The organism is Shinella sp. GW835-FHT14H05 (genome assembly GCF_058793575.1).
In genome coordinates, this window is the sequence record NZ_JBXAFY010000007.1 from 294,680 (window position 1) to 314,022 (window position 19,343).

A 19,343-nucleotide genomic window follows, 5' to 3' on the forward strand; every position below is an offset into this window, starting at 1 on the left:
ACCCTTCCAGCAGAGCCGGCGCCCAAAGCCCGAACACGGCAATAGATCGCCGTGCCATGGCGGAAAAATCCGACCATTTTCAGGCAGCAATACCGGATGAAGACCGCAAGCGCAATTCATCCGGAATATTGACGGCCGGAAAGCCCCGGCCGTCAACAATGCTGTGCCTTATGCTGCGCGGCGAAAACCGATCTCACGCAGCGCCGCCGCGTCGCGGGCCGAGACGTCCGGATAGTCCGGATCGGTGCCGACATCCGTGGTGATGCGCCAGGAGCGCGCGCACTTCCTGCCCTCGGCAAGCTGCGGCTCGACGGAGACCTTGGCAACATCCGCAAGACGGAAGGCATTGGCCGGGCCTTCGCCGGCAACCAGCGTGATGGCCGAGGTGATGCAGATTTCCGCAAAGTCCTGGCCTTCGAGGGCTGCGAGCAGCTCCGGATCGTCGATGTGCACGACCGGGGCAGCCTCCAGCGAGGCGCCGATGCGCTTCTCGCGGCGTTCGATCTCCAGCGCGCCGGTGACGACCGAGCGCACGGCGCGGATCTTCTCCCACTTGGCTTCCAGCGCATCGTTGCGCCACTCGGCCGGCACGTCGGGGAACTGTTCCAGATGCACCGAAACGGCATCCGGCTTCAGCGACAGCCAGGCCTCCTCCGTGGTGAAGGGCAGCATGGGGGCGAGCCAGGTGACGAGGCACTCGAACAGCTTGCGGATGACCGCGAGCGAGGCGCGGCGCTTCAACGAGGACGGGGCGTCGCAGTAGAGCGCATCCTTGCGGACGTCGAAGTAGAAGGCCGAGAGCTCGACATTCGAGAAGTCGATGAGCGAGCGGGCGATCTTCTTGAAGTCGAACGCGTCGTAGCCTTCGCGCACGACGGCGTCGAGCTCGGAGAGCCGGTGCAGCATGAGCTTTTCGAGCTCCGGCATGTCGGCGTAAGCGATCTCCTCGCCCGTGTCGTGCGCCAGCGTGCCCAGCATCCAGCGCACCGTGTTGCGCAGCTTGCGGTAGGCGTCGATGTTGGTCTGGATGATCGTCTTGCCGAGGCGCTGGTCTTCCCAGTAGTCGGTGGTCATCACCCAGAGGCGCAGGATATCGGCGCCCGATTCTTTCATCACGTCCTGCGGCGAGACGACGTTGCCCTTGGACTTCGACATCTTCTCGCCCTTCTCGTCCATGGTGAAACCATGGGTGATGACGGCGTTGTAGGGCGCACGGCCACGGGTCGCCGCCGATTCCAGCAGCGAGGAGTGGAACCAGCCGCGATGCTGGTCGGAGCCTTCCAGATAGACGTCGGCCGGCCATTTCAGGTCGGGACGGTCTTCCAGCGTGAAGGTGTGCGTCGAGCCCGAGTCGAACCAGACGTCGAGGATGTCCATGACCTGCGTCCACTTGGCCGGGTCATGGTCATTGCCGAGGAAACGCTCCTTGGCGCCTTCGGCGAACCACGCGTCGGCACCTTCCTGTTCGAAGGCTTCGAGGATGCGGGCGTTGACGGCCTCGTCGATCAGCACTTCGCCCTTCTCGTCGGCGAAGACGGCGATCGGGACGCCCCAGGCGCGCTGGCGCGACAGCACCCAGTCCGGGCGGCCTTCGATCATGGCACGCAGGCGGTTCTGGCCGGCGGCGGGCACGAAGCGTGTCTCGTCGATGGCGTTCAGCGAGCGCGAACGCAGCGTAGTGCCGTCGCCGAGTTCCTTGTCCATATAGACGAACCATTGCGGCGTGTTGCGGAAGATGACCGGCTTCTTGGAGCGCCAGGAATGCGGATAGGAATGCTTGATGCGGCCGCGGGCAAACAGGTTGCTGGCGGCGATCAGCGCCTTGATGACGCGCTCGTTGGCGTCGCCCTTCTTGCCGTTGTCGTCCATGACGCGGGCGCCGTCGAAACCGGGAGCGTCGGCCGTGTAGAAGCCGGCATCGTCGACAGTGAACGGGATCTTCGACGAGATGCCGCGCGCCTCAAGGGCACGAGCCGCTGCCGTCCAGGCGTCAAAGTCCTCGCGGCCGTGGCCGGGTGCGGTGTGCACGAAACCGGTGCCGGCATCGTCGGTGACGTGATCGCCATCGAGCAGCGGCACCTTGAAGTCATAGCCGAGGGCGGCCAGCGGATGGGCGCAGACGACCGCCTCCAGTTCTTCCGGCGCGATGTCGCGGAGGAACTTGAAGGTGAGCTTTGCCTTGGCCGCCGATTCATCGGCAAGACGGGTGGCGAAGATCAGCTTTTCGCCCGGCTGCGGGCCGAAATCGTTCTGCGCGCTTTCCACCTCGTAGAGGCCATAGGGATAGCGCGACGAGAAGGCGATGCCGCGGTTGCCGGGGATCGTCCAGGGCGTGGTGGTCCAGATGACGACGGAATTGCCGAGCAGGTCGGCCGGACCTTCGGTTACCGGGAATTTCACCCAGATCGCATCGCTCTCGACATCGGCATATTCGACTTCGGCCTCGGCCAGCGCCGTGCGCTCGACGACCGACCACATGACGGGCTTGGAGCCGCGGTAGAGCTGGCCGCTCTTGGCGATCTTCAGGAGCTCGCCGGCGATGCGGGCTTCCGCGTGGAAGTTCATCGTCGTGTAGGGGTTGTCGAAGTCGCCCTCGATGCCGAGGCGCTTGAACTCTTCCGCCTGGATCTTGATCCAGCCGGCGGCGAAGTCGCGGCATTCCTGGCGGAATTCGTTGACCGGGACCTCGTCCTTGTTCTTGCCCTTCTCGCGGTATTTTTCCTCGATCTTCCACTCGATCGGAAGGCCGTGGCAGTCCCAGCCGGGCACGTAGTTCGAGTCATAGCCGCGCATCTGGAACGAGCGGGTGATGACGTCTTTCAGGATCTTGTTCAGCGCGTGGCCGATATGGATGTTGCCGTTGGCATAGGGGGGGCCATCGTGCAGCACGAATTTCTCGCGGCCGGCGGCAGAGGCGCGCAGCTTTTTGTAGAGACCCATCTGCTGCCAGCGGGCCACCGTTTCCGGCTCCTTCGTTGGCAGGCCGGCGCGCATCGGGAAATCCGTCTGCGGCAGGTAGAGGGTGGGCGAATAATCGACTTTTTCGGGCGTATCGGTCATGGATATGGCTATCGTCTTTTTTTCGCGCGCGTTTGCGCATGCGGGGATATTGTCAGGCTCCGACGGCGGGGGCGCTTTTCGAAAACGCCCAAAATCCCGGACCTTCCGGCCTCGCTCAGAGCGCGCGGAAGGCCGGGCCACTAATTCGCAGATCGATGGTCAGCCGGTTGAGCATCATGCGCGCGGTATTACGGCCTTTTCGCCATTTTGAAAAGACGCCAGAGTCGTTTGTTCCTAGAAACAGATGCGCCGGTCGATCGGCCCCAGCGGCGTGACGCCGGAAAGCAGCGCGCGCGCCTCCTCCTCGTCGCGCTTCATCTGGATGACGAGCGGGTCGAGGCCGTCGAATTTCAGCTCGTCGCGCAGGTGGCCGAAGAAGGAGACGGCGGAAACTTCGCCGTAGAGATCGCCGGAGAAATCGAAGAGGAAGGTTTCGAGCAGCGGCGCGCCATTGGACGTGACCGTCGGGCGGCGGCCGTAGCTGGCAACGCCGTCGTGCAGGCTGCCATCGGGGCGGCGGAAGCGCACGGCGTAGATGCCGTTGCGCAGTTCGACTTCCGGGGGGAGCTGCATGTTGGCGGTCGGATAGCCAAGCGTGCGGCCGAGCTTCTTGCCGTCGATGACCTCCGCCTCGACCGTGTAGCGGTAGCCGAGCTGGCCGGCCGCTTCCACGACCGCACCTTCGCCGAGCAGGGCGCGGGTAAAACTCGACGAGATGACGGAGGCGTTCTCGTCGCGGAAGGCATCGACCAGCGTCACGCCGAAACCGTTGTCCTGGCCAGCGGCCATCAGGAAGGCCGGACCACCCTCCCTGCCCTTGCCGAAGTGGAAATCGAAGCCGGTGACGACCTCGGAGGCGTGCAGCCACTCGATCAGCACCGAGCGGATGAAATCATGCGCCGACATTTCGGAAAAGCCGCGGTCGAACGGGTACTCGATGACAGCGGCAAAGCCCATGCCTTCGAGGATACGGGCCTTCAGCGGCGCCGGCGTCAGGCGGAAGACCGGACGCTCGGGGCGGAAGACGGTGCGGGGATGCGGCTCGAAGGTCAGCACGAGGGCCGGGATGCCGCGGTCGCTCGCGAGGTCGAGCGCGCGTTGCAGCACGGCCTGGTGGCCGCGGTGCACGCCGTCGAAATTGCCGATGGCGATGACGCCGCCGCGCAGGTGTTCCGGCAGCGGCTGCTTTGTCTCGTTCCTGTGAAATACCGTCATGACGACCGTCTCCGTCACTGCAGCCGGGGCATCCACCATTTGGGGTGGGAGCCTTCGCGCGTCAGGAAAGCCGCGAGCTTCGCCTCGTCGGTGCGGCCCGCTTCGACATATTCCTGCGCATGGATGCCGCCGGAAATATAGAGCACATCGAGGCCGAAGGCTTCCGCGCCGCGCACGTCCGTCGGCATGCCGTCGCCGACCGCGATCACGCGCGACAGGTCGAAGTCGCCGCGCACGTCCCTCGCCTCGGCGATCGACTTTTCATAGATCGGCCGGTGCGGCTTGCCTGCGATCAGGCTGGTGCAGCCGAGCTCCTCGTAGAATTTCGCCAGCGCCCCTGCACATTGGATGAGCCGGTGGCCGCGCTCGACGACGAGGTCCGGATTGGCACAGATGAAGGGCAGCTTTTTCGCGGCGAGCCGTTCCAGCTCCTCGCGATAGTCCTCGACGGTCTCCGTCTCGTCGCTGCGCAGGCCCGCGCAGACCACGATGCCGGCCTCGTCAAGGCCGACGGTCTCGACGCCGAGGCCGTCGAGCAGCGGCAGGTCCTTTTCGGCGCCGATGAAATAGACCTTCTTCGGCCCTTCGGCGATCAGCGCGCGGGTGACGTCGCCGGAGGTGACGATGCGGTCGTAGGAATCGTCGGCGACGCCGAGGCCGCGGATTTGCACCTTGACGCCCGGATGCGGGCGCGGCGAATTGGTGATGAGCACGACGGTGAGGCCGGCGGCGCGGGCGTCGGCGAGCGCTTCCGATGCGTAGGAGAAAGCTTCGACGCCATTGTGCAGGACGCCCCAGACGTCGCAGAGCACCACGTCATATTGCGAAGCGATGTCGCGGAAGGATTGGATGCGTTCAGCCATCAGGTAGTCCTGTTCGAAATCGAGCCCGGCTGACATTGCAAAGCGAGGCCAAGAAAACAAGCCTCTCCACACAATTTTGCCCCATCAACAGGCAAACTGCCGGAAATTCATGGCCCTGACTTGATGGCGTGCGATTTCACTCCCATCTGCCGGCTGCGGTAACCATCCGGGGCAAAATAATTTCCGGGCGTCGTCCTTGACTCGAAAAGCGCCGACGCCTATCTCCGGGCCGCTAGCACTCCTAACCAGTGAGTGCTAACATCCATCCATCGGGTCCATACCGGGATCCGCAATGTCATTCGATCGAGGGATAAGACAATGGCAAGCACCACCTTCCGCCCGCTTCACGATCGCGTCGTCGTACGTCGCGTCGAATCCGAAGCCAAGACCAAGGGCGGCATCATCATTCCGGACACCGCCAAGGAAAAGCCGCAGGAAGGCGAAATCGTCGCCGTCGGTTCCGGCGCCCGTGACGATTCCGGCAAGGTCGTTCCGCTGGACGTCAAGGCTGGCGACCGCGTTCTGTTCGGCAAGTGGTCGGGCACCGAAGTCAAGCTCGACGGCGAAGACCTTCTGATCATGAAGGAAGCCGACATCATGGGCATCATCGGCTGATCTAGCCGTTCATCCCCTTCCGAAATTCGCTGATACCTCTTTCAGGAGTTCACACAATGGCAGCCAAAGAAGTCAAGTTCGGCCGCACCGCGCGCGAAAAGATGCTGCGCGGCGTCGACATTCTCGCAGACGCAGTCAAGGTAACGCTCGGCCCGAAGGGTCGTAACGTTGTCATCGACAAGTCCTTCGGCGCACCGCGCATCACCAAGGACGGCGTTTCCGTCGCCAAGGAAATCGAACTGGAAGACAAGTTCGAGAACATGGGCGCCCAGCTCGTTCGCGAAGTCGCTTCCAAGACCAATGACATCGCCGGCGACGGCACGACGACGGCAACCGTTCTTGCCCAGGCCATCGTTCGCGAAGGCAACAAGGCTGTTGCAGCCGGCATGAACCCGATGGACCTGAAGCGCGGCATCGATCTCGCCGTTGCCGAAGTCGTCAAGGATCTCCAGGCCAAGGCCAAGAAGATCAACACTTCGGAAGAAGTCGCCCAGGTCGGCACGATCTCCGCAAACGGCGACAAGCAGGTCGGTCTCGACATTGCAGAAGCCATGCAGAAGGTCGGCAACGAAGGCGTCATCACGGTTGAAGAAGCCAAGACCGCCGAAACCGAACTCGAAGTCGTCGAAGGCATGCAGTTCGACCGCGGCTACCTGTCGCCCTACTTCGTGACCAACCCGGAAAAGATGGTCGCCGACCTCGAAGACGCTTTCATTCTCCTGCACGAGAAGAAGCTCTCGAACCTCCAGGCGATGCTCCCGGTTCTCGAAGCCGTCGTCCAGACCGGCAAGCCGCTCGTCATCATCGCTGAAGACGTCGAAGGCGAAGCTCTTGCTACGCTCGTCGTCAACAAGCTGCGTGGCGGCCTCAAGATCGCTGCCGTCAAGGCTCCGGGCTTCGGCGACCGCCGCAAGGCCATGCTCGAAGACATCGCCATCCTGTCGGGCGGCACCGTGATCTCCGAAGACCTCGGCATCAAGCTCGAAAACGTCACGCTCGACATGCTCGGCCGTGCGAAGAAGGTCTCGATCACCAAGGAAAACACGACGATCGTCGACGGTGCCGGCCAGAAGTCGGAAATCGAAGGCCGCGTCGCGCAGATCAAGGCCCAGATCGAAGAAACCACCTCCGATTACGACCGCGAGAAGCTGCAGGAACGCCTTGCCAAGCTCGCTGGCGGCGTTGCCGTGATCCGCGTCGGCGGCTCGACGGAAGTCGAAGTCAAGGAAAAGAAGGACCGCATCGACGACGCCCTCAACGCGACGCGCGCTGCCGTTCAGGAAGGCATCGTACCGGGCGGCGGCGTTGCCCTGCTGCGCTCCTCCGTCAAGATCACCTCCAAGGGTGAGAACGACGACCAGGAAGCCGGCATCAACATCGTTCGCAAGGCGCTGCAGTCCCTCGTTCGCCAGATCGCGGAAAACGCTGGTGACGAAGCTTCGATCGTTGTCGGCAAGATCCTCGACAAGAACGAAGACAACTACGGCTACAACGCCCAGACGGGCGAATACGGCGACCTGATCGCACTCGGCATCGTCGACCCGGTCAAGGTTGTCCGCACGGCTCTGCAGAACGCAGCTTCGGTTGCTTCGCTGCTGATCACGACGGAAGCCATGATCGCCGAACTGCCGAAGAAGGATGCACCGGGCGGCATGCCTGGCGGCATGGGCGGCATGGGCGGCATGGACATGATGTGATAGGCGCAAGCCTTCACATCTGAGCCAGCTGGTTCAGTTCGGAAAGGGCGGTCTTCGGGCCGCCCTTTTTGTTTTTCCGGCAAAGGGACGCATTTCAAAGAGGTTCACCGGACTGCATCGTTTCCGTGAAAAGAATTTTTCCGTTTGTACAATAATTCTCAAAAAGCCGTTGCTGGCATCAAAAAACCAATTATAAAGACGCCCCAAGTGAACTGTAAGATTCACCCGGGGTACAGGTGCTGGTTTTGGACAGGAACATGTCGATAAACCGCGCAGCCAGTTCTCCCTGAAATATATTGATAGAACCGCCGGAAGACTTGAAAGAAGGGTCAGCGGCGGTTTTCACGCGTACGTCCGATCCGATACGCATAGCAGGATCCGGACGAAGTTCAGTACATGGGAAAGTGGTTCGGCGGACTTCGAGGGTTGTCGCCGGCGCTCTCTTTTAACGTGTCGCGTGCCCGAAACGGGGCGTGACATGTCGGCCAAATTCGAGCAACTGCCTGAGGTCGTAGGTGTTCAAGATAATCAAGACTGATCTCTCGTCGCCCTTTCTTCCGGGCTCGATGGGGTTCGACGAGACGGACAACGAACTGCTGACGCAATATTGCGTGACGGAGCGCTGGACCGGCGATCTTTCCAACGGCCTCTTCACGCTTGGCGACAAGGCGATGCAGGCGCATGGCCTGCCGCAGCGCGCCTGCGGGCTGTTGAACCTCATCCGCTGCTACGAGCCGCTCGACCGCACGCGCGTGCTCGAACTCTTCGAGCAGGCGGCCTCCTCATCCTCGTCCTTCTGCTTCTCAACGACCATTCACCTCGACGGCGCGCCGCGCCAGCCGGTGTTCTGCGTTGGGGAATCGACGGGCCTGGAGGAGAAATACGCCGGCACGATCATCGGCGTCTTCATCTTCCCCCGCTTCCAGATCGACCTCGCCGGCCGCCGCTTCAAGCGGCAATAGGCCGCTTCAGGCGGCCTTGCTGGCCTCGACGCTGGTACGGATGCTTTCCACCGGCATCGGGCGACCCAGGAAATAGCCCTGCGCCTCGTCGCAACCCTCGTCGAGCAGGATGGCAAGCTGGTTGCTCGTCTCCACGCCCTCCGCCAGGACCGGCACGCGCAGCGTCTGGCCGAGCGCCAGGATGGCGCGGATGATGGCCTTGGCCTCCGGGCTTGCCTCCACCTCGCTCATGAAGCTGCGGTCAAGCTTGATCTTGTCGAAGGGGAAGGCGCGCAGCGTTTCCAGCGACGAATAGCCGGTGCCGAAATCGTCGATGGCGATGGTGACGCCGAAGGCCTTGATGCGGCGCAGCGTCTGGAGCGCCCGCTCCTTGTCGGCGATGATGGTCGATTCGGTGATTTCGAGCTCCAGCCGGCGGGGGTTGAGGCCCGTTTCCAGGAGCACCCGGTGCACGAGGTCCGCGACATCGGCATTTCCAAGCTGGATCGGCGACAGGTTGACGGCGATCTTGTGGTCGTTGTTCCATGTTGCAGCCTCGCGGCATGCCTCGCGCAGAACCCATTCACCGATCGGCAGGATGGCGCCGCACTCCTCGGCAATCGGGATGAAATCGCCCGGAGGGATCTTGCCGCGCAGCGGATGGTGCCAGCGCAGCAGCACCTCGTAGCCGATCGTCTCGCCGGAGGTAACAGCTTTTTGGACCTGGTAGTGCAGTTGCAGTTCTTTGCGCTCCACGGCCTGCCAGAGGTCGTTGGCGATGAGGCGGCGGCTGCGGGCGGCCTCGTCCATCGAGACCTCGTAGAAGCAGACCGTCTGGGTCAGCGCATCCTTGGCGCGGTACATGGCAAGGTCGGCATTGTTGATGAGCGCTTCGACCGTGTCGGCATCCTGCGGGTAGATCGCGACGCCAAGGCTGGCGCCCGGCTTGATATCGTAGCCGTCGATGCGGATCTCCCCGTTAAGGCAGTTCTCCAGACGCTGGATGAAGTCGGTGAGGTCAGCCACGTCCGAAAAACGCTTGGCGGCGGCGAATTCGTCCCCGCCGAAGCGGGCGACCGTCTCGTCGGCCTCCAGGCAGGCCTGCATGCGCTTCGACAGCGTGGTGAGCACTTCGTCGCCCGCCGCGTGGCCGCGCGTGTCGTTGATTTCCTTGAACTTGTCGAGGTCGATGCCGATTGCTGCGACCTTGCCGCCGGAGAGGCGGGCGGCATCGAGGTCGGCTTCGAGACGGTTGTTGAAGCTCGCACGGTTCGGCAGGCCGGTCAGTCCATCGTGGCGGGCGAGGAAGGAGATCTGCTCCTCGGAGCGCAGGCGCTCGGAAATATCCTCATAGGTCGCAACCCAGGCGCCGTCAGGCAGCGTGCGGTAGCGTAGTTGCACCGAGGTGCCGTTCGGTAGCTTCTCGACCATCGCGCCGCCGTCGTTCGCGAGAATCGCAGCGCGGCGACGCGCATAGACGTCCCGTGCCTTCGCCTGGCGCACATCCGGATCGGCAAACAGGTGGGTGACGCCCTGGTCGACGATCTCGCGCAGCGTCATGCCGGGCTGGACGCGGCCTTCCGGGAAGCCGAAGATCTCGCTGTAGCGCTTGTTGGCGATGAGCAGGCGTTCGTCCTTGTCGAACAGGCAGAGGCCCTGCGACATGTTTTCGAGCGCGAGGTCGAGGTTCTTCGTCACGGCAGCGAGCCGGTCGGCGTCGGCCTTTTCCTTCGTGACGTCCTTGGTAATCTTGGCGTAGCCGACGAGTACGCCGCCGGCATCGTAAATCGGATCGATGACGACATTCGCCCAGAAGCGGCCGCCGTCCTTCTTGTAGCGCCAGCCCTCGCTCTCGTATTTGCCTTCCGCGCGCGCAAGCGCCAGCGCGCGCTCGGGCAGGCCGGCCGCGCGGTCCTCCTCGCTGTAGAAATGCGAGAAGTGCTGACCGACGATCTCATGGGCCTTGTAGCCCTTGCTGCGCTCGGCGCCCGCGTTCCAGTTGGCGACCCGGCCTTCCGGGTCGAGCATGTAGATGGCGTAATCCTTGACGCCCTGCACGAGCATGGCGAACTGGCGTGTGCTCTCGCTGGCGGCAAGCTCCGACTGCCTGGCGAAGACGGCGGCCGTCAGCCCTGCGAAGAGCAACGAGAAGGCGACGACGGCAATCAGCGGCACCATCAGGCTGGTGGAGATCAGCGTGTCGTCGCTGACCGGCATCAGGCCCGGCTCGATCATCACGGCCGCCATTGCGGTGAAATGGAGCGAGACGACGCCGAGCGCCATCAGCACGGTGGCAAGGGCGCGACCCCGTGCGCCAAGCTGCGGGCGCATGCAGACGTCGAGCGCCAGCATGCCGAAGAGACCGGCGCAGACGACGGAGGCCGCTACATAGACATTGTCCCAGACGATGCGGCCCGGAAGTTCCAGCGCCGACATGCCGATATAGTGCATGGAGGTGATGCCCGCGCCGAGCAGCAGGCCGCCCGCCACGACCGCGCTGCGACCGGGAATGTAGCTTGCGAGCGCCAGCCCGATCGTCGTGACGACGATCGCGACGGCCAGCGACAGCAGCGTCGGCTCCATGTCGAAGCCCATGGCGACGCCGGGATCGTAGGCCAGCATGGCGATGAAGTGGGTGGCCCAGATGCCGAAGCCGCTCGATGTGCCGGCGGCACCGAGCCAGAGGCCGCGCGCCTTCCCGTCGGAGACCTGTGCCCTTTGCGTCAGCGAGACCGCGACATAGCAGGACAGGAAGCATATGAACGCCGCGAGCAGCACGAGGCGGAGGTCGTGCTCGACGGCAATGCAGGTCAGGATACGAAGCATGAAGGGGCACCGGAGTGGGAGCGAAGTGGCCCCACTCAGCCGGAGAACCCTAAAAAATCAGTGAATTCAGAAAGCTTAACGCCGAACCGCTATATTTCGCATCAGTTCATACTTAACAAAGATCAAAACAGTACAACTGTTTCATTCAGCGACGAAAATGCAGCTCAACCTTCGGGCTATACACCTTTCAGAGCGTCAGGGCCTTGAGGTCCGTCGCTGGGTCCTCCAGTGCTTCCCGCGCGGGCGTGCGGCCCATCTCGATCAGCTTCTTGCCGACCACATAGGCCTTCGCATCGTTGACCGCGTCCACCGCGATCAGCCGGCCTTCGCGGAAATACCAGACGGAGACGCTGCCTTCGCGCTGTCCGGGGCGCACGAACGTATCGTCGAAGCCCATGCAGAAGCCGGCGATCTGCAATTTCACGTCATACTGGTCGGACCAGAACCAGGGTTTCGGCTCATAGGGCGCATCGCCGCCGGCGATGACGGCAGCCGCCGCTTCCGCCTGGTCGACGGCATTCTGCACGGATTCCAGCCGCACGCGATTACCCTCGAAGGGCAGAACGGCGCAGTCGCCCATGGCGAAGATCGCGGGATCAGACGTGCGGGCATGGGCATCGACGACGATGCCGTTGGTGACTTCAAGACCCGCATCGCGGGCGAACCCATCATTCGCCGCCACGCCGATGCCGGCGATCACCACGTCGACCGGCAGCACGAAGCCGTCGGAGAGTTCCGCGCCGGTGACGCGGCCATTCTTTCCCAAGAGGCGCACGAGGCCGGTCTTTTCGCGCACGTCAACGCCGCGCGCATTGTGGATGGCCTTGAGGATGGTGGCAGTGGCGGGCGAAGCGACGCGGGCGAGGATGCGGTCGGCCATTTCGATGACGGTGACGTGCAGCCCCCTGCCCCGCGCGACGGCCGCGGCCTCCAGGCCGATATAACCGCCGCCGACGACGAGCGCGCGGCGGCCTTCCTGCATTTCGACGCCAAGGCGGTCGGCATCGCGGTAGTCACGCACCGTGAACACGCCGTCGAGGTCGCCGCCGATCTCGGCCGGCAGGCGGCGCGGCGTCGCGCCGGTGGCGAGCGCCAGATAGGCATAGTGCAGCGTCGAACCGTCGCTGAGCGTCACGGCCTTGGCCGAACGGTCGATGGCGGTGACCTCGGTCGACAGGCGGATGTCGACATTGTTGTCCGCATACCAGCTTTCCGGGCGGAACTTCAGGCGTTCGAGATCGGCCTCGCCGAGCAGGTATTTTTTCGAGAGCGGCGGTCGTTGGTAGGGGTGGCTCGCCTCGGCGGCGATGATCGTGATCGGCCGTTCGTCCTTCAATGCGCGCAATTTGGCAACGAGGGCAAATGCGGCCTGACCGCCACCCACAACAACCAGTCTTCCCGTCACGATGTTTCCCCGTCTTTGGTTTTACCGACAGGTAGCGCGCTCCGGCGGGCGGCGTCAACTCGTCGCCGCGCCGCCGGATTTTTCGTTTGCGTCAGGCTTTTGCCGGAATATCGAAGCCCTTCTGGGCCGCCGGGCGGGCCGACGCGCGCTCGACCCAGTCCACGACGGACGGGAAGCTCGCATAGTCGAGCGCCTCGCGGCCGCCATAGAAAATATCCGCGCCGCGCACCCACGGATAGGTCGTGATGTCGGCGATGGTATATTCATCGCCCATGATCCACGGACGATCTTTCAGCCGGTCCTCCAGCACCGAGAGCAGGCGCTTCGATTCGTCCCGGTAACGCTCCGTCGGATAGGAATTGTTGGCGACCTTGTCGGCGGCGAATTTGTAGAAATGGCCGAACTGGCCGAGCATGGGCCCGACGCCGCTCATCTGGAACATCACCCAGCTCAGTGTCTCGTAGCGCAACGCCGGATCGGCGGGGATGAGTTTTCCCGTCTTTTCCGCGAGGTAGACAAGGATGGCGCCCGATTCGAAAAGGCCGATCGGCTTGCCGCCGGGGCCGTTCGGATCGATGATCGCCGGGATGCGGCCGTTCGGGTTGAGCGAGATGAATTCCGGCGACTTCACGCCATCAGGCCCGAACTCGATGCGGTGCGGCTCATAGGCAAGGCCGAGTTCTTCCAGCGCGATCGATACCTTCACGCCATTCGGCGTCGGCAGCGAATAGAGCTGGATGATATCGGGGTTCTTGGCGGGCCACTTTTTGGTGATGGGGAAGGACGACAGATCTGCCATGGAGGACTCCTTGCGATGGGAGCTTTTAGATAGGACACTCAAACAGGGTTTGTGAGGGTCGGGCCGAAACAATTCAACGGGAAAACGGAGGGCGCATGACGATCTTTCAGGGCATCAATGTCGTTTCGGTTTCCGTGACCGACCTTGACGCGGCCCGCAACTTCTATCGCGATACGCTTGGGCTCGGAGAGCCAACCTTCGACCTGCCGGATGCCGGGTGGATCGAATTCTCGACCGGCGCTGCGAGCGGCAATCTTTCGCTCACTCTGGCTGAAGAGGGCTGGCAGCCCGGCTTCGGCACGACCATCGTCTTGAATGTCGCGGATTGCCGGGTGGCGGTGGAGGTCTTGCGGAGCCGAGGCGTACGGTGTGACGATGCGCAGGATTTTCCCGGCTTCGTCACCTTTGCAAGCTTCTACGATCCGTTCGGCAATCGGCTGCAAATGTGCAGCCCGGCGCCGTGAAGCTCACAGCGCCTTGCGCACCGCCTCGATGATTTCCGCCACCACCGCATTGCCCTCGTGCTCCGGCTTGCGGGCGCGCACGAGGCAGGCTTCGGACTTCAGGATCACGCCATCCGAGAGGATCTTCAGGTGGTTGGCGTGGAGCGTCGAGCCGGTGGAGGTAATGTCGACGATGATATCGGCGGAGCCGGAAGCCGGCGCGCCTTCCGTGGCACCAAGGCTTTCGACAATGCGGTAGAGCTGGATGCCGTGGTTGCCGGAGAAGAACTGCTGGGTCAGCCGCCAGTACTTCGTGGCGATGGTGAGCCTGCGGCGGTGGCGGGCGCGGAAATCCGCGGCAACGTCGCCGAGATCGGCCATGGTATCGACGTCGAGCCAGATTTCCGGCACCGCGACCACGACATCCGCATGGCCGAAGCCGAGGCGGGCGCAGAATTCGACGCGGGCATCCGCCTCCGCCAGTCCCTCGCGCACGAGATCCTCGCCGGTCACGCCGAAATCGACGGTGCCGTTGGCGATCTCACGGGAGATTTCGGAGGCCGACAGGAAGGCGATCTCGATATCGTCGCGCCCTTCGACGCGGCCGCGATAGGAGCGGTCGTTGCCGACGGCGACGACGGAAAAACCGGCGCGGGCGAGCACGGCGGAGGAATCCTCCTTCATGCGGCCCTTGGAGGGCAGACCGATGGTGATGGTCATGCGGCGGCTCCCTTCACGCTCGCGATACGGTCGAGCCAGAGCGAGAAGCCGACCGCCGGAATGCGTTCCTTCGCGCCGAGCAGCGTCAGCAACCGGTCGAAACGGCCGCCGCCGGCGAGCACCAGCGCGTCGCCGTCCGGCGTGACCTCGAAGACGAGGCCGGTGTAATAATCGAGCGGGCGGCCGAAGGCGGCGCGGTAGGTGATCGAGGCAGGATCGACACCGATATCGCGCAGGGCTGCCACGCGGCTTTCGAAGCGGGCGAGTGCTTCGCCTAGTGAAAGGCCCGACTTTTGCGCGAAGGCGGCGAGTGCACGGGGCGCGTCCGCAAGGCTGAGTTCGAGGGCCAGGAATTCGCGCAGCAGCGCCAGCGTGCGCTCGTCGAGCCGCGTGTTGGCGAGTTCCATTTTTTCGCGCAGCCGCCTTGCGATATCGGCGGGGCTGCGGCTGGCATTGGTGGAATAGCCGGTCGCTTCCATGGTCTCGTCGATATGGGCGACCAGCGTCGCCTCGTCGTCGAGTTTTCCCAGAATGGCGAGGCGCTCAACCTCGGGACCGAAGACGCCGGAGGGGGCGGGATCGGACAGATCGGCCATCAGCTTCTGCAATTGCGCCTGGTTGCCGAAGGCATGCACCAGCCGCTTCTGCCAGCCGGCCGGCAGGCCGCAGGCGGCAACCACCGCCTCGAAAACCGACTGGTCGCCGAGCACGACCGAAAGGCCGACGCCCGGCAGGCGGTTCTTCAGCACGGAAAGCGCATCGCAGACCGCGCGCGCATCGGCGCGGGCGACATCCTGTTCGCCGAGGTCTTCGATGCCGGCCTGGTAGAACTCGTTCGAGCCCTCGCGGCGCTGGCGGAAGACCTCGCCGAGATAGGCGTAGCGCTTCGGCGTGCCGGTGGCGGTCTCGATGTGGCGCAGGCAGACGGGAATGGTGAATTCGGGGCGCAGGCACAGGCTCTTGCCCGTCTCGCTCTCCGTCATGAAGATGCGCCGCCGCAGGTCCTCGCCCGCCATGTCGAGGAAGGGTTCGGCCGGCTGGATGACCGGCGTATCGACGCGCTCCGTGCCGAGCTTTTCCAGATCGGCGATAAGGTCGGGTGCGAAAACCGGGAGGTTGATCAGTGGCATGAGACGTTACCCCCCTCTGTCCTGCCGGACATCTCCCCCTCAAGGGGGGAGATCGGATGGCGCACCGCTTTGCCCATCACGGACGACGCGGTCTGGGCAATGTCCCTGCGCCTTGCCGATCTCCCCCCTTGAGGGGGAGATGTCCGGCAGGACAGAGGGGGGTGCAGCAGGAAAACACCCATCGCCGTCAGCCAGCCCGCGCCCGGTCTTCAGCCTGCGCATCAAGAATTTCGCGGACCTTTGCGACGAGTTCGGCTTCCGGAACGGAGACCTGCGCCACGCGGGCCTCGCGCCAGGAGGTGTTGTCCTCGATCTCGCCGGAGAGGCGCTTGCCCTCGATGAGGTCCTTGATCTGCACGAGGCTTTCGGCGCGTTCGTCGCCGCCCTGGATGATGGCGACGGGGGCGCCGCGGCGGTCGGCATATTTCAGCTGGTTGCCGAACTTCTTCCAGTTGCCCTGGTACATTTCGGCGCGAATGCCGGCCTTGCGCAGTTCCTGCGTGAAGCGCTGGTAGCGGCCCATGCTCTCGATATCGCCGTCCATGACGGTGACGAGCACGGGAGCGACCACTTCGTTCTGCCCGAGCTTGCCGAGGTTCTTCAGCGCCGTCATCAGGCGCGAGACGCCGATGGAAAAGCCCGTCGCCGGCACCGGCTGGCCCATGAAGCGCGAGACGAGGCCATCATACCGCCCGCCACCGCCGACCGAGCCGAAGACGACCTTTTCGCCCTTTTCGTTGGTGACGGCGAACTGCAACTCGGCTTCGAAGACGGGGCCGGTGTAATATTCGAGGCCGCGGACGACCGAGGGGTCGATCTTGATGCGGTCCCTACCGTATTTCGCCGCTTCGCATAGAGATGCGATGGTCTCCAACTCGTCCAAGCCGGCCGACAGCAACGCTCCGCCGTGGCCGAAGACCTCACGGAGCCTTTCGACAACCGCTCTGTTAGAAGACTGCGAGTCCTCTTCCAAATTGAAGCTGCCTGGGTTTTCTTTAGAGGGCGTTAGTTGATGGGGCGCCGACTGAACGTATTGCATGATATCGCCAATTTGCGCGTCATTCAGCCCCGCACCCTTGGTAAAATCGCCGGACTCATCCTTGCGGCCTGCGCCCAGCAGCAGCTTCACGCCCTCGGGGCCGAACTTGTCGAGCTTGTCGATGGCGCGCAGCACGTTGAGGCGAGCGCCCGCCTTGTCCTCGCCGCCGAGACCGATCGCTTCCAGAACGCCATCCAGAACCTTGCGGTTGTTCACCCGGATGACGTAGTCGCCGCGGGCGATGCCGAGGGCTTCCATCGTGTCGGCCATCATCATGCACATTTCGGCATCCGCCTGCACGCCGGCAGCGCCCACCGTATCGGCGTCGAACTGCATGAACTGGCGGAAGCGGCCCGGGCCGGGCTTCTCGTTGCGGAAGACGTAGCCGGCGCGGTAGGTGCGGTAGGGAAGCTGGATTTCGTTGAAGTTTTCCGCGACATGGCGGGCGAGCGGCGCCGTCAGGTCGTAGCGCAGCGACATCCACTGCTCGTCGTCGTCCTGCAGCGAGAAGACGCCCTCGTTCGGGCGGTCGGCATCCGGCAGGAACTTTCCGAGCGCGTCGGTATATTCGAAAAGCGGCGTTTCCACCGGATCGAAGCCGTAATGCTCGTAGACCTCGCGGATCTTCGCGGTCATTTCGTTGACGGCGCGGATATCCGCGGCATCACGATCAACGAAGCCGCGCGGCAGGCGGGCTTTCAGCTTCTGCGGTTTTTTCTGCTTTTCGCTCATCGGGATGCCCGAAATTCCTGTATTTCCGTTGCGGTTTCCCTAGCGGATTGGGGGTGCCGCGGCAAGGGCGAGATCACCGCCGATATAAGCGCGGCCCAGTATCGCAGCCCAGTATCAAGGCCGGCGCAGCAGCGTATCCCAGCTATGCACGATGACGGCGGAGGCGGTCGGGGCTTCCGTGGCGGGAATGAGCACCGAATGGGTATCGCCGCGGATGATGCCGCGCATCTCCGACTGGAAGGAGAGCCGCTTCATCTGCACGGTGCCGTCGGGGATCGACGTCGTGGAGAGCGCGGTGCCGCCATAGATCTGGATGCTGGCGATCTCGCGGGCATAGAGGCTGGCGACCAGCGCCTTGTCTTCCAGGCAATCGCGATAGTGGCCGGTGAGGTAGCCGCGGATGCTGGTGCCGACGACAGCGCGCATTTCCGGGCTTTCGCGATATTCCTGCTGCGAGCCGCCGAGATAGCGGATGTCGCGGCCTTCCCAGAGATTGCGGCTGTCGCGCGCCGTCAGGATCGCCTTCAGCAGGCGCCGTTCGGTCTGCGCATCGGCGCGGCGCAGGAAATCGACGATGGCGCCGGTCGCGCGCAGGTCGGGTGCCGCGACGCCGCGCTCCCAGCGCGAGACGGTGGTGGGGGAAAAGCCGAGTTTCCAGGCGATGTCGTCCTGCGTCAGCCCGACCTTGAGGCGGTAGGCCCGGAGCTGGTCGACGAGGTCGTGGCCGGTGGTGAGGACGAAATGGGGCAAATTCAACCTTGCGGAGTGAGAAAGATCAGTTCCACGCCCTGTGGTCGAGTAAACGACCAGTTGCCTCGCTTTCAGCCGCCCTCGATGTCGGCTACCTTTGAGCTCAGCTAACCTTGGGTAGCTGTACTTGGATAAGCGGGAACGTAAACCCGTACTTTTACCGATTGGCGACAGCCGAAAATGGCTGATAATTTACGCGCCGCGACCGTGCCGGGCAGGGTTGGTCGAACGCTCTCGGACACCACCGAATGGCATTGAAATCGACAATGACATCCAACCGTCTCGCCTCCGTGGCGCAGTTCATCGGTATCGATCCCCGCGAGTTGGAAAATCTCTTCGTCTGCGAGGAATGGAGCGCGGAACTAGCGACGGGCCTCGTGTGGCTGGGGCCGCAGGCGGCAAGCCTGCACGGCACCGCCACCACGCCCTGCGGCATCATGGACCTCATCCATCTCTACGACCCTGCCGACTGGCAGAAGGTGTTGCAGGCGCTGGAGGATGCGGCGACCGCCTCCACCACCTTCAGCTTCTCGACCACCATCCGGCCGGGGCCGGGCCTGCATCGGCCGGTCTTCTGTTTCGGCCAGTCGGAGACGATCGACGGTTCCGACGGCACGATCCACGGCACCTTCGCCATCGCCCGCGTCTGCATGGAGACGGTGCCGGATCGGCGCGGCAGGCTGAACTGACCCTTTTCTTTTCGGCTGCGAGCGCCTATCTCTCGGGGCATGAGACAGATCCTCTTCGTCTTCGCCATTCTGGGCGCCGTTCTTTCCGGCTGGGTGCCGGTGGTCGCAGCGACGCTGAATGCCGGGCAAACGGCCGGCATGCATGCGATGCACCAGATGGCCGGGGACGACGGCGGCAGCGAGCACGGCAAGGCGAAACCCGCCGCCCATCCGCTTGCCTGTTCCGCCTGTTTCGCAATCGAGGCCGCGCGGCTGGAACCGATGAACCGCACGCTCGACATTTCGGGCCGCGTCTCCGCCGCCACGCCGCAGCTTGCGGGCCTGGCGCTTCCCCCGCTCGATCCGCCTCCCCGGGCCTGAACGACGCTTGAGTGAACAACCGGGTGCCTAGCACCCGGCCATCAACCGTTTTCAGAACT

16 protein-coding genes are annotated in these 19,343 nt (G+C 63.7%); 6 read left to right on the forward strand and 10 right to left on the reverse strand.

Annotated features, from left to right (window positions below; all coding sequences use genetic code 11):
* Positions 1-168 precede the first annotated feature (168 nt).
* The 3 genes from ileS to AC1Q6Z_RS21960 form a co-directional block, all read right to left on the reverse strand.
* Positions 169-3,060 carry an isoleucine--tRNA ligase gene (gene ileS, locus AC1Q6Z_RS21950; RefSeq protein WP_492649269.1) on the reverse strand — a complete coding sequence of 964 codons (2,892 nt, stop codon included), beginning with the start codon at positions 3,058-3,060 and terminating at the stop codon, positions 169-171.
* Between the two features lie 234 nt (positions 3,061-3,294).
* A complete protein-coding gene (locus AC1Q6Z_RS21955; protein WP_492649270.1) occupies positions 3,295-4,275 on the reverse strand; it encodes a bifunctional riboflavin kinase/FAD synthetase in 981 nt (326 codons plus the stop codon).
* 14 nt (positions 4,276-4,289) lie between these two features.
* Positions 4,290-5,138, reverse strand: a complete 849-nt coding sequence (locus AC1Q6Z_RS21960) for a TIGR01459 family HAD-type hydrolase (protein ID WP_492649271.1) — start codon at positions 5,136-5,138, stop codon at positions 4,290-4,292.
* Positions 5,139-5,456: 318 nt separating this feature from the next.
* Between AC1Q6Z_RS21960 and groES the strand changes: the two genes are divergently transcribed.
* The 3 genes from groES to AC1Q6Z_RS21975 all read left to right on the forward strand — a co-directional run bounded on the left by groES (position 5,457) and on the right by AC1Q6Z_RS21975 (position 8,412).
* Positions 5,457-5,753: a co-chaperone GroES gene (gene groES, locus AC1Q6Z_RS21965; RefSeq protein WP_256118493.1), complete on the forward strand. Its 297-nt coding sequence runs from the start codon at positions 5,457-5,459 to the stop codon at positions 5,751-5,753.
* 56 nt (positions 5,754-5,809) lie between these two features.
* Positions 5,810-7,450 (forward strand): chaperonin GroEL, encoded by a 1,641-nt coding sequence (groL, locus tag AC1Q6Z_RS21970; protein WP_256118492.1) that lies wholly within the window; start codon positions 5,810-5,812, stop codon positions 7,448-7,450.
* A 515-nt stretch (positions 7,451-7,965) separates the two neighbouring features.
* Positions 7,966-8,412 carry a hypothetical protein gene (locus AC1Q6Z_RS21975; protein ID WP_256118491.1) on the forward strand — a complete coding sequence of 149 codons (447 nt, stop codon included), beginning with the start codon at positions 7,966-7,968 and terminating at the stop codon, positions 8,410-8,412.
* Between the two features lie 6 nt (positions 8,413-8,418).
* On the opposite strand, the gene AC1Q6Z_RS21980 is transcribed toward AC1Q6Z_RS21975, so the two are convergent.
* The 3 genes from AC1Q6Z_RS21980 to AC1Q6Z_RS21990 all read right to left on the reverse strand — a co-directional run bounded on the left by AC1Q6Z_RS21980 (position 8,419) and on the right by AC1Q6Z_RS21990 (position 13,421).
* Positions 8,419-11,217, reverse strand: coding sequence for a bifunctional diguanylate cyclase/phosphodiesterase (locus AC1Q6Z_RS21980; protein WP_492649272.1), 2,799 nt, complete (start codon positions 11,215-11,217; stop codon positions 8,419-8,421).
* A 187-nt stretch (positions 11,218-11,404) separates the two neighbouring features.
* Positions 11,405-12,622, reverse strand: coding sequence for an NAD(P)/FAD-dependent oxidoreductase (locus AC1Q6Z_RS21985; RefSeq protein ID WP_492649273.1), 1,218 nt, complete (start codon positions 12,620-12,622; stop codon positions 11,405-11,407).
* 91 nt (positions 12,623-12,713) lie between these two features.
* Positions 12,714-13,421 carry a glutathione binding-like protein gene (locus tag AC1Q6Z_RS21990; protein ID WP_256118488.1) on the reverse strand — a complete coding sequence of 236 codons (708 nt, stop codon included), beginning with the start codon at positions 13,419-13,421 and terminating at the stop codon, positions 12,714-12,716.
* Between the two features lie 95 nt (positions 13,422-13,516).
* Between AC1Q6Z_RS21990 and AC1Q6Z_RS21995 the strand changes: the two genes are divergently transcribed.
* Entirely contained in the window at positions 13,517-13,885 is a 369-nt protein-coding gene (locus tag AC1Q6Z_RS21995) for a VOC family protein (RefSeq protein ID WP_435268631.1), read from the forward strand.
* 3 nt (positions 13,886-13,888) lie between these two features.
* On the opposite strand, the gene hisG is transcribed toward AC1Q6Z_RS21995, so the two are convergent.
* The 4 genes from hisG to AC1Q6Z_RS22015 all read right to left on the reverse strand — a co-directional run bounded on the left by hisG (position 13,889) and on the right by AC1Q6Z_RS22015 (position 18,235).
* Positions 13,889-14,584, reverse strand: a complete 696-nt coding sequence (gene hisG / locus AC1Q6Z_RS22000) for an ATP phosphoribosyltransferase (RefSeq protein WP_256118486.1) — start codon at positions 14,582-14,584, stop codon at positions 13,889-13,891.
* Positions 14,581-15,714: an ATP phosphoribosyltransferase regulatory subunit gene (locus AC1Q6Z_RS22005; RefSeq protein WP_492649274.1), complete on the reverse strand. Its 1,134-nt coding sequence runs from the start codon at positions 15,712-15,714 to the stop codon at positions 14,581-14,583. The genes hisG and AC1Q6Z_RS22005 overlap by 4 nt, the downstream gene beginning before the upstream one ends.
* A gap of 187 nt (positions 15,715-15,901) precedes the next feature.
* Complete coding sequence (gene hisS / locus AC1Q6Z_RS22010; RefSeq protein WP_492649275.1) at positions 15,902-17,485, reverse strand: histidine--tRNA ligase; 1,584 nt, start codon at positions 17,483-17,485, stop codon at positions 15,902-15,904.
* Between the two features lie 114 nt (positions 17,486-17,599).
* The gene (locus AC1Q6Z_RS22015) at positions 17,600-18,235 is read right to left on the reverse strand and encodes a helix-turn-helix domain-containing protein (protein ID WP_439616527.1); all 636 of its coding nucleotides are present in this window, start codon (positions 18,233-18,235) and stop codon (positions 17,600-17,602) included.
* Between the two features lie 266 nt (positions 18,236-18,501).
* On the opposite strand from AC1Q6Z_RS22015, the gene AC1Q6Z_RS22020 reads away from it, so the two are divergent.
* On the forward strand, positions 18,502-18,924 hold the full coding sequence (locus tag AC1Q6Z_RS22020; RefSeq protein WP_492649276.1) for a hypothetical protein: 423 nt from the start codon (positions 18,502-18,504) through the stop codon (positions 18,922-18,924).
* Positions 18,925-18,963: 39 nt separating this feature from the next.
* Complete coding sequence (locus AC1Q6Z_RS22025) at positions 18,964-19,284, forward strand: hypothetical protein (protein ID WP_256118481.1); 321 nt, start codon at positions 18,964-18,966, stop codon at positions 19,282-19,284.
* The last annotated feature ends 59 nt before the right edge of the window (positions 19,285-19,343 follow it).

Excerpts from the sequence above, each read along its gene's own strand:
- AC1Q6Z_RS22025 (WP_256118481.1), top strand. The coding sequence starts at position 18,964 with ATGAGACAGATCCTCTTCGTCTTCGCCATTCTGGGCGCCGTTCTTTCC.
- AC1Q6Z_RS21955 (WP_492649270.1), bottom strand. The coding sequence starts at position 4,275 with ATGACGGTATTTCACAGGAACGAGACAAAGCAGCCGCTGCCGGAACAC.
- AC1Q6Z_RS22020 (WP_492649276.1), top strand. The coding sequence starts at position 18,502 with ATGACATCCAACCGTCTCGCCTCCGTGGCGCAGTTCATCGGTATCGAT.
- AC1Q6Z_RS21990 (WP_256118488.1), bottom strand. The coding sequence starts at position 13,421 with ATGGCAGATCTGTCGTCCTTCCCCATCACCAAAAAGTGGCCCGCCAAG.
- AC1Q6Z_RS21960 (WP_492649271.1), bottom strand. The coding sequence starts at position 5,138 with ATGGCTGAACGCATCCAATCCTTCCGCGACATCGCTTCGCAATATGAC.
- AC1Q6Z_RS22005 (WP_492649274.1), bottom strand. The coding sequence starts at position 15,714 with ATGCCACTGATCAACCTCCCGGTTTTCGCACCCGACCTTATCGCCGAT.
- hisS (WP_492649275.1), bottom strand. The coding sequence starts at position 17,485 with ATGAGCGAAAAGCAGAAAAAACCGCAGAAGCTGAAAGCCCGCCTGCCG.
- AC1Q6Z_RS21980 (WP_492649272.1), bottom strand. The coding sequence starts at position 11,217 with ATGCTTCGTATCCTGACCTGCATTGCCGTCGAGCACGACCTCCGCCTC.
- groL (WP_256118492.1), top strand. The coding sequence starts at position 5,810 with ATGGCAGCCAAAGAAGTCAAGTTCGGCCGCACCGCGCGCGAAAAGATG.
- ileS (WP_492649269.1), bottom strand. The coding sequence starts at position 3,060 with ATGACCGATACGCCCGAAAAAGTCGATTATTCGCCCACCCTCTACCTG.
- hisG (WP_256118486.1), bottom strand. The coding sequence starts at position 14,584 with ATGACCATCACCATCGGTCTGCCCTCCAAGGGCCGCATGAAGGAGGAT.
- groES (WP_256118493.1), top strand. The coding sequence starts at position 5,457 with ATGGCAAGCACCACCTTCCGCCCGCTTCACGATCGCGTCGTCGTACGT.
- AC1Q6Z_RS21995 (WP_435268631.1), top strand. The coding sequence starts at position 13,517 with ATGACGATCTTTCAGGGCATCAATGTCGTTTCGGTTTCCGTGACCGAC.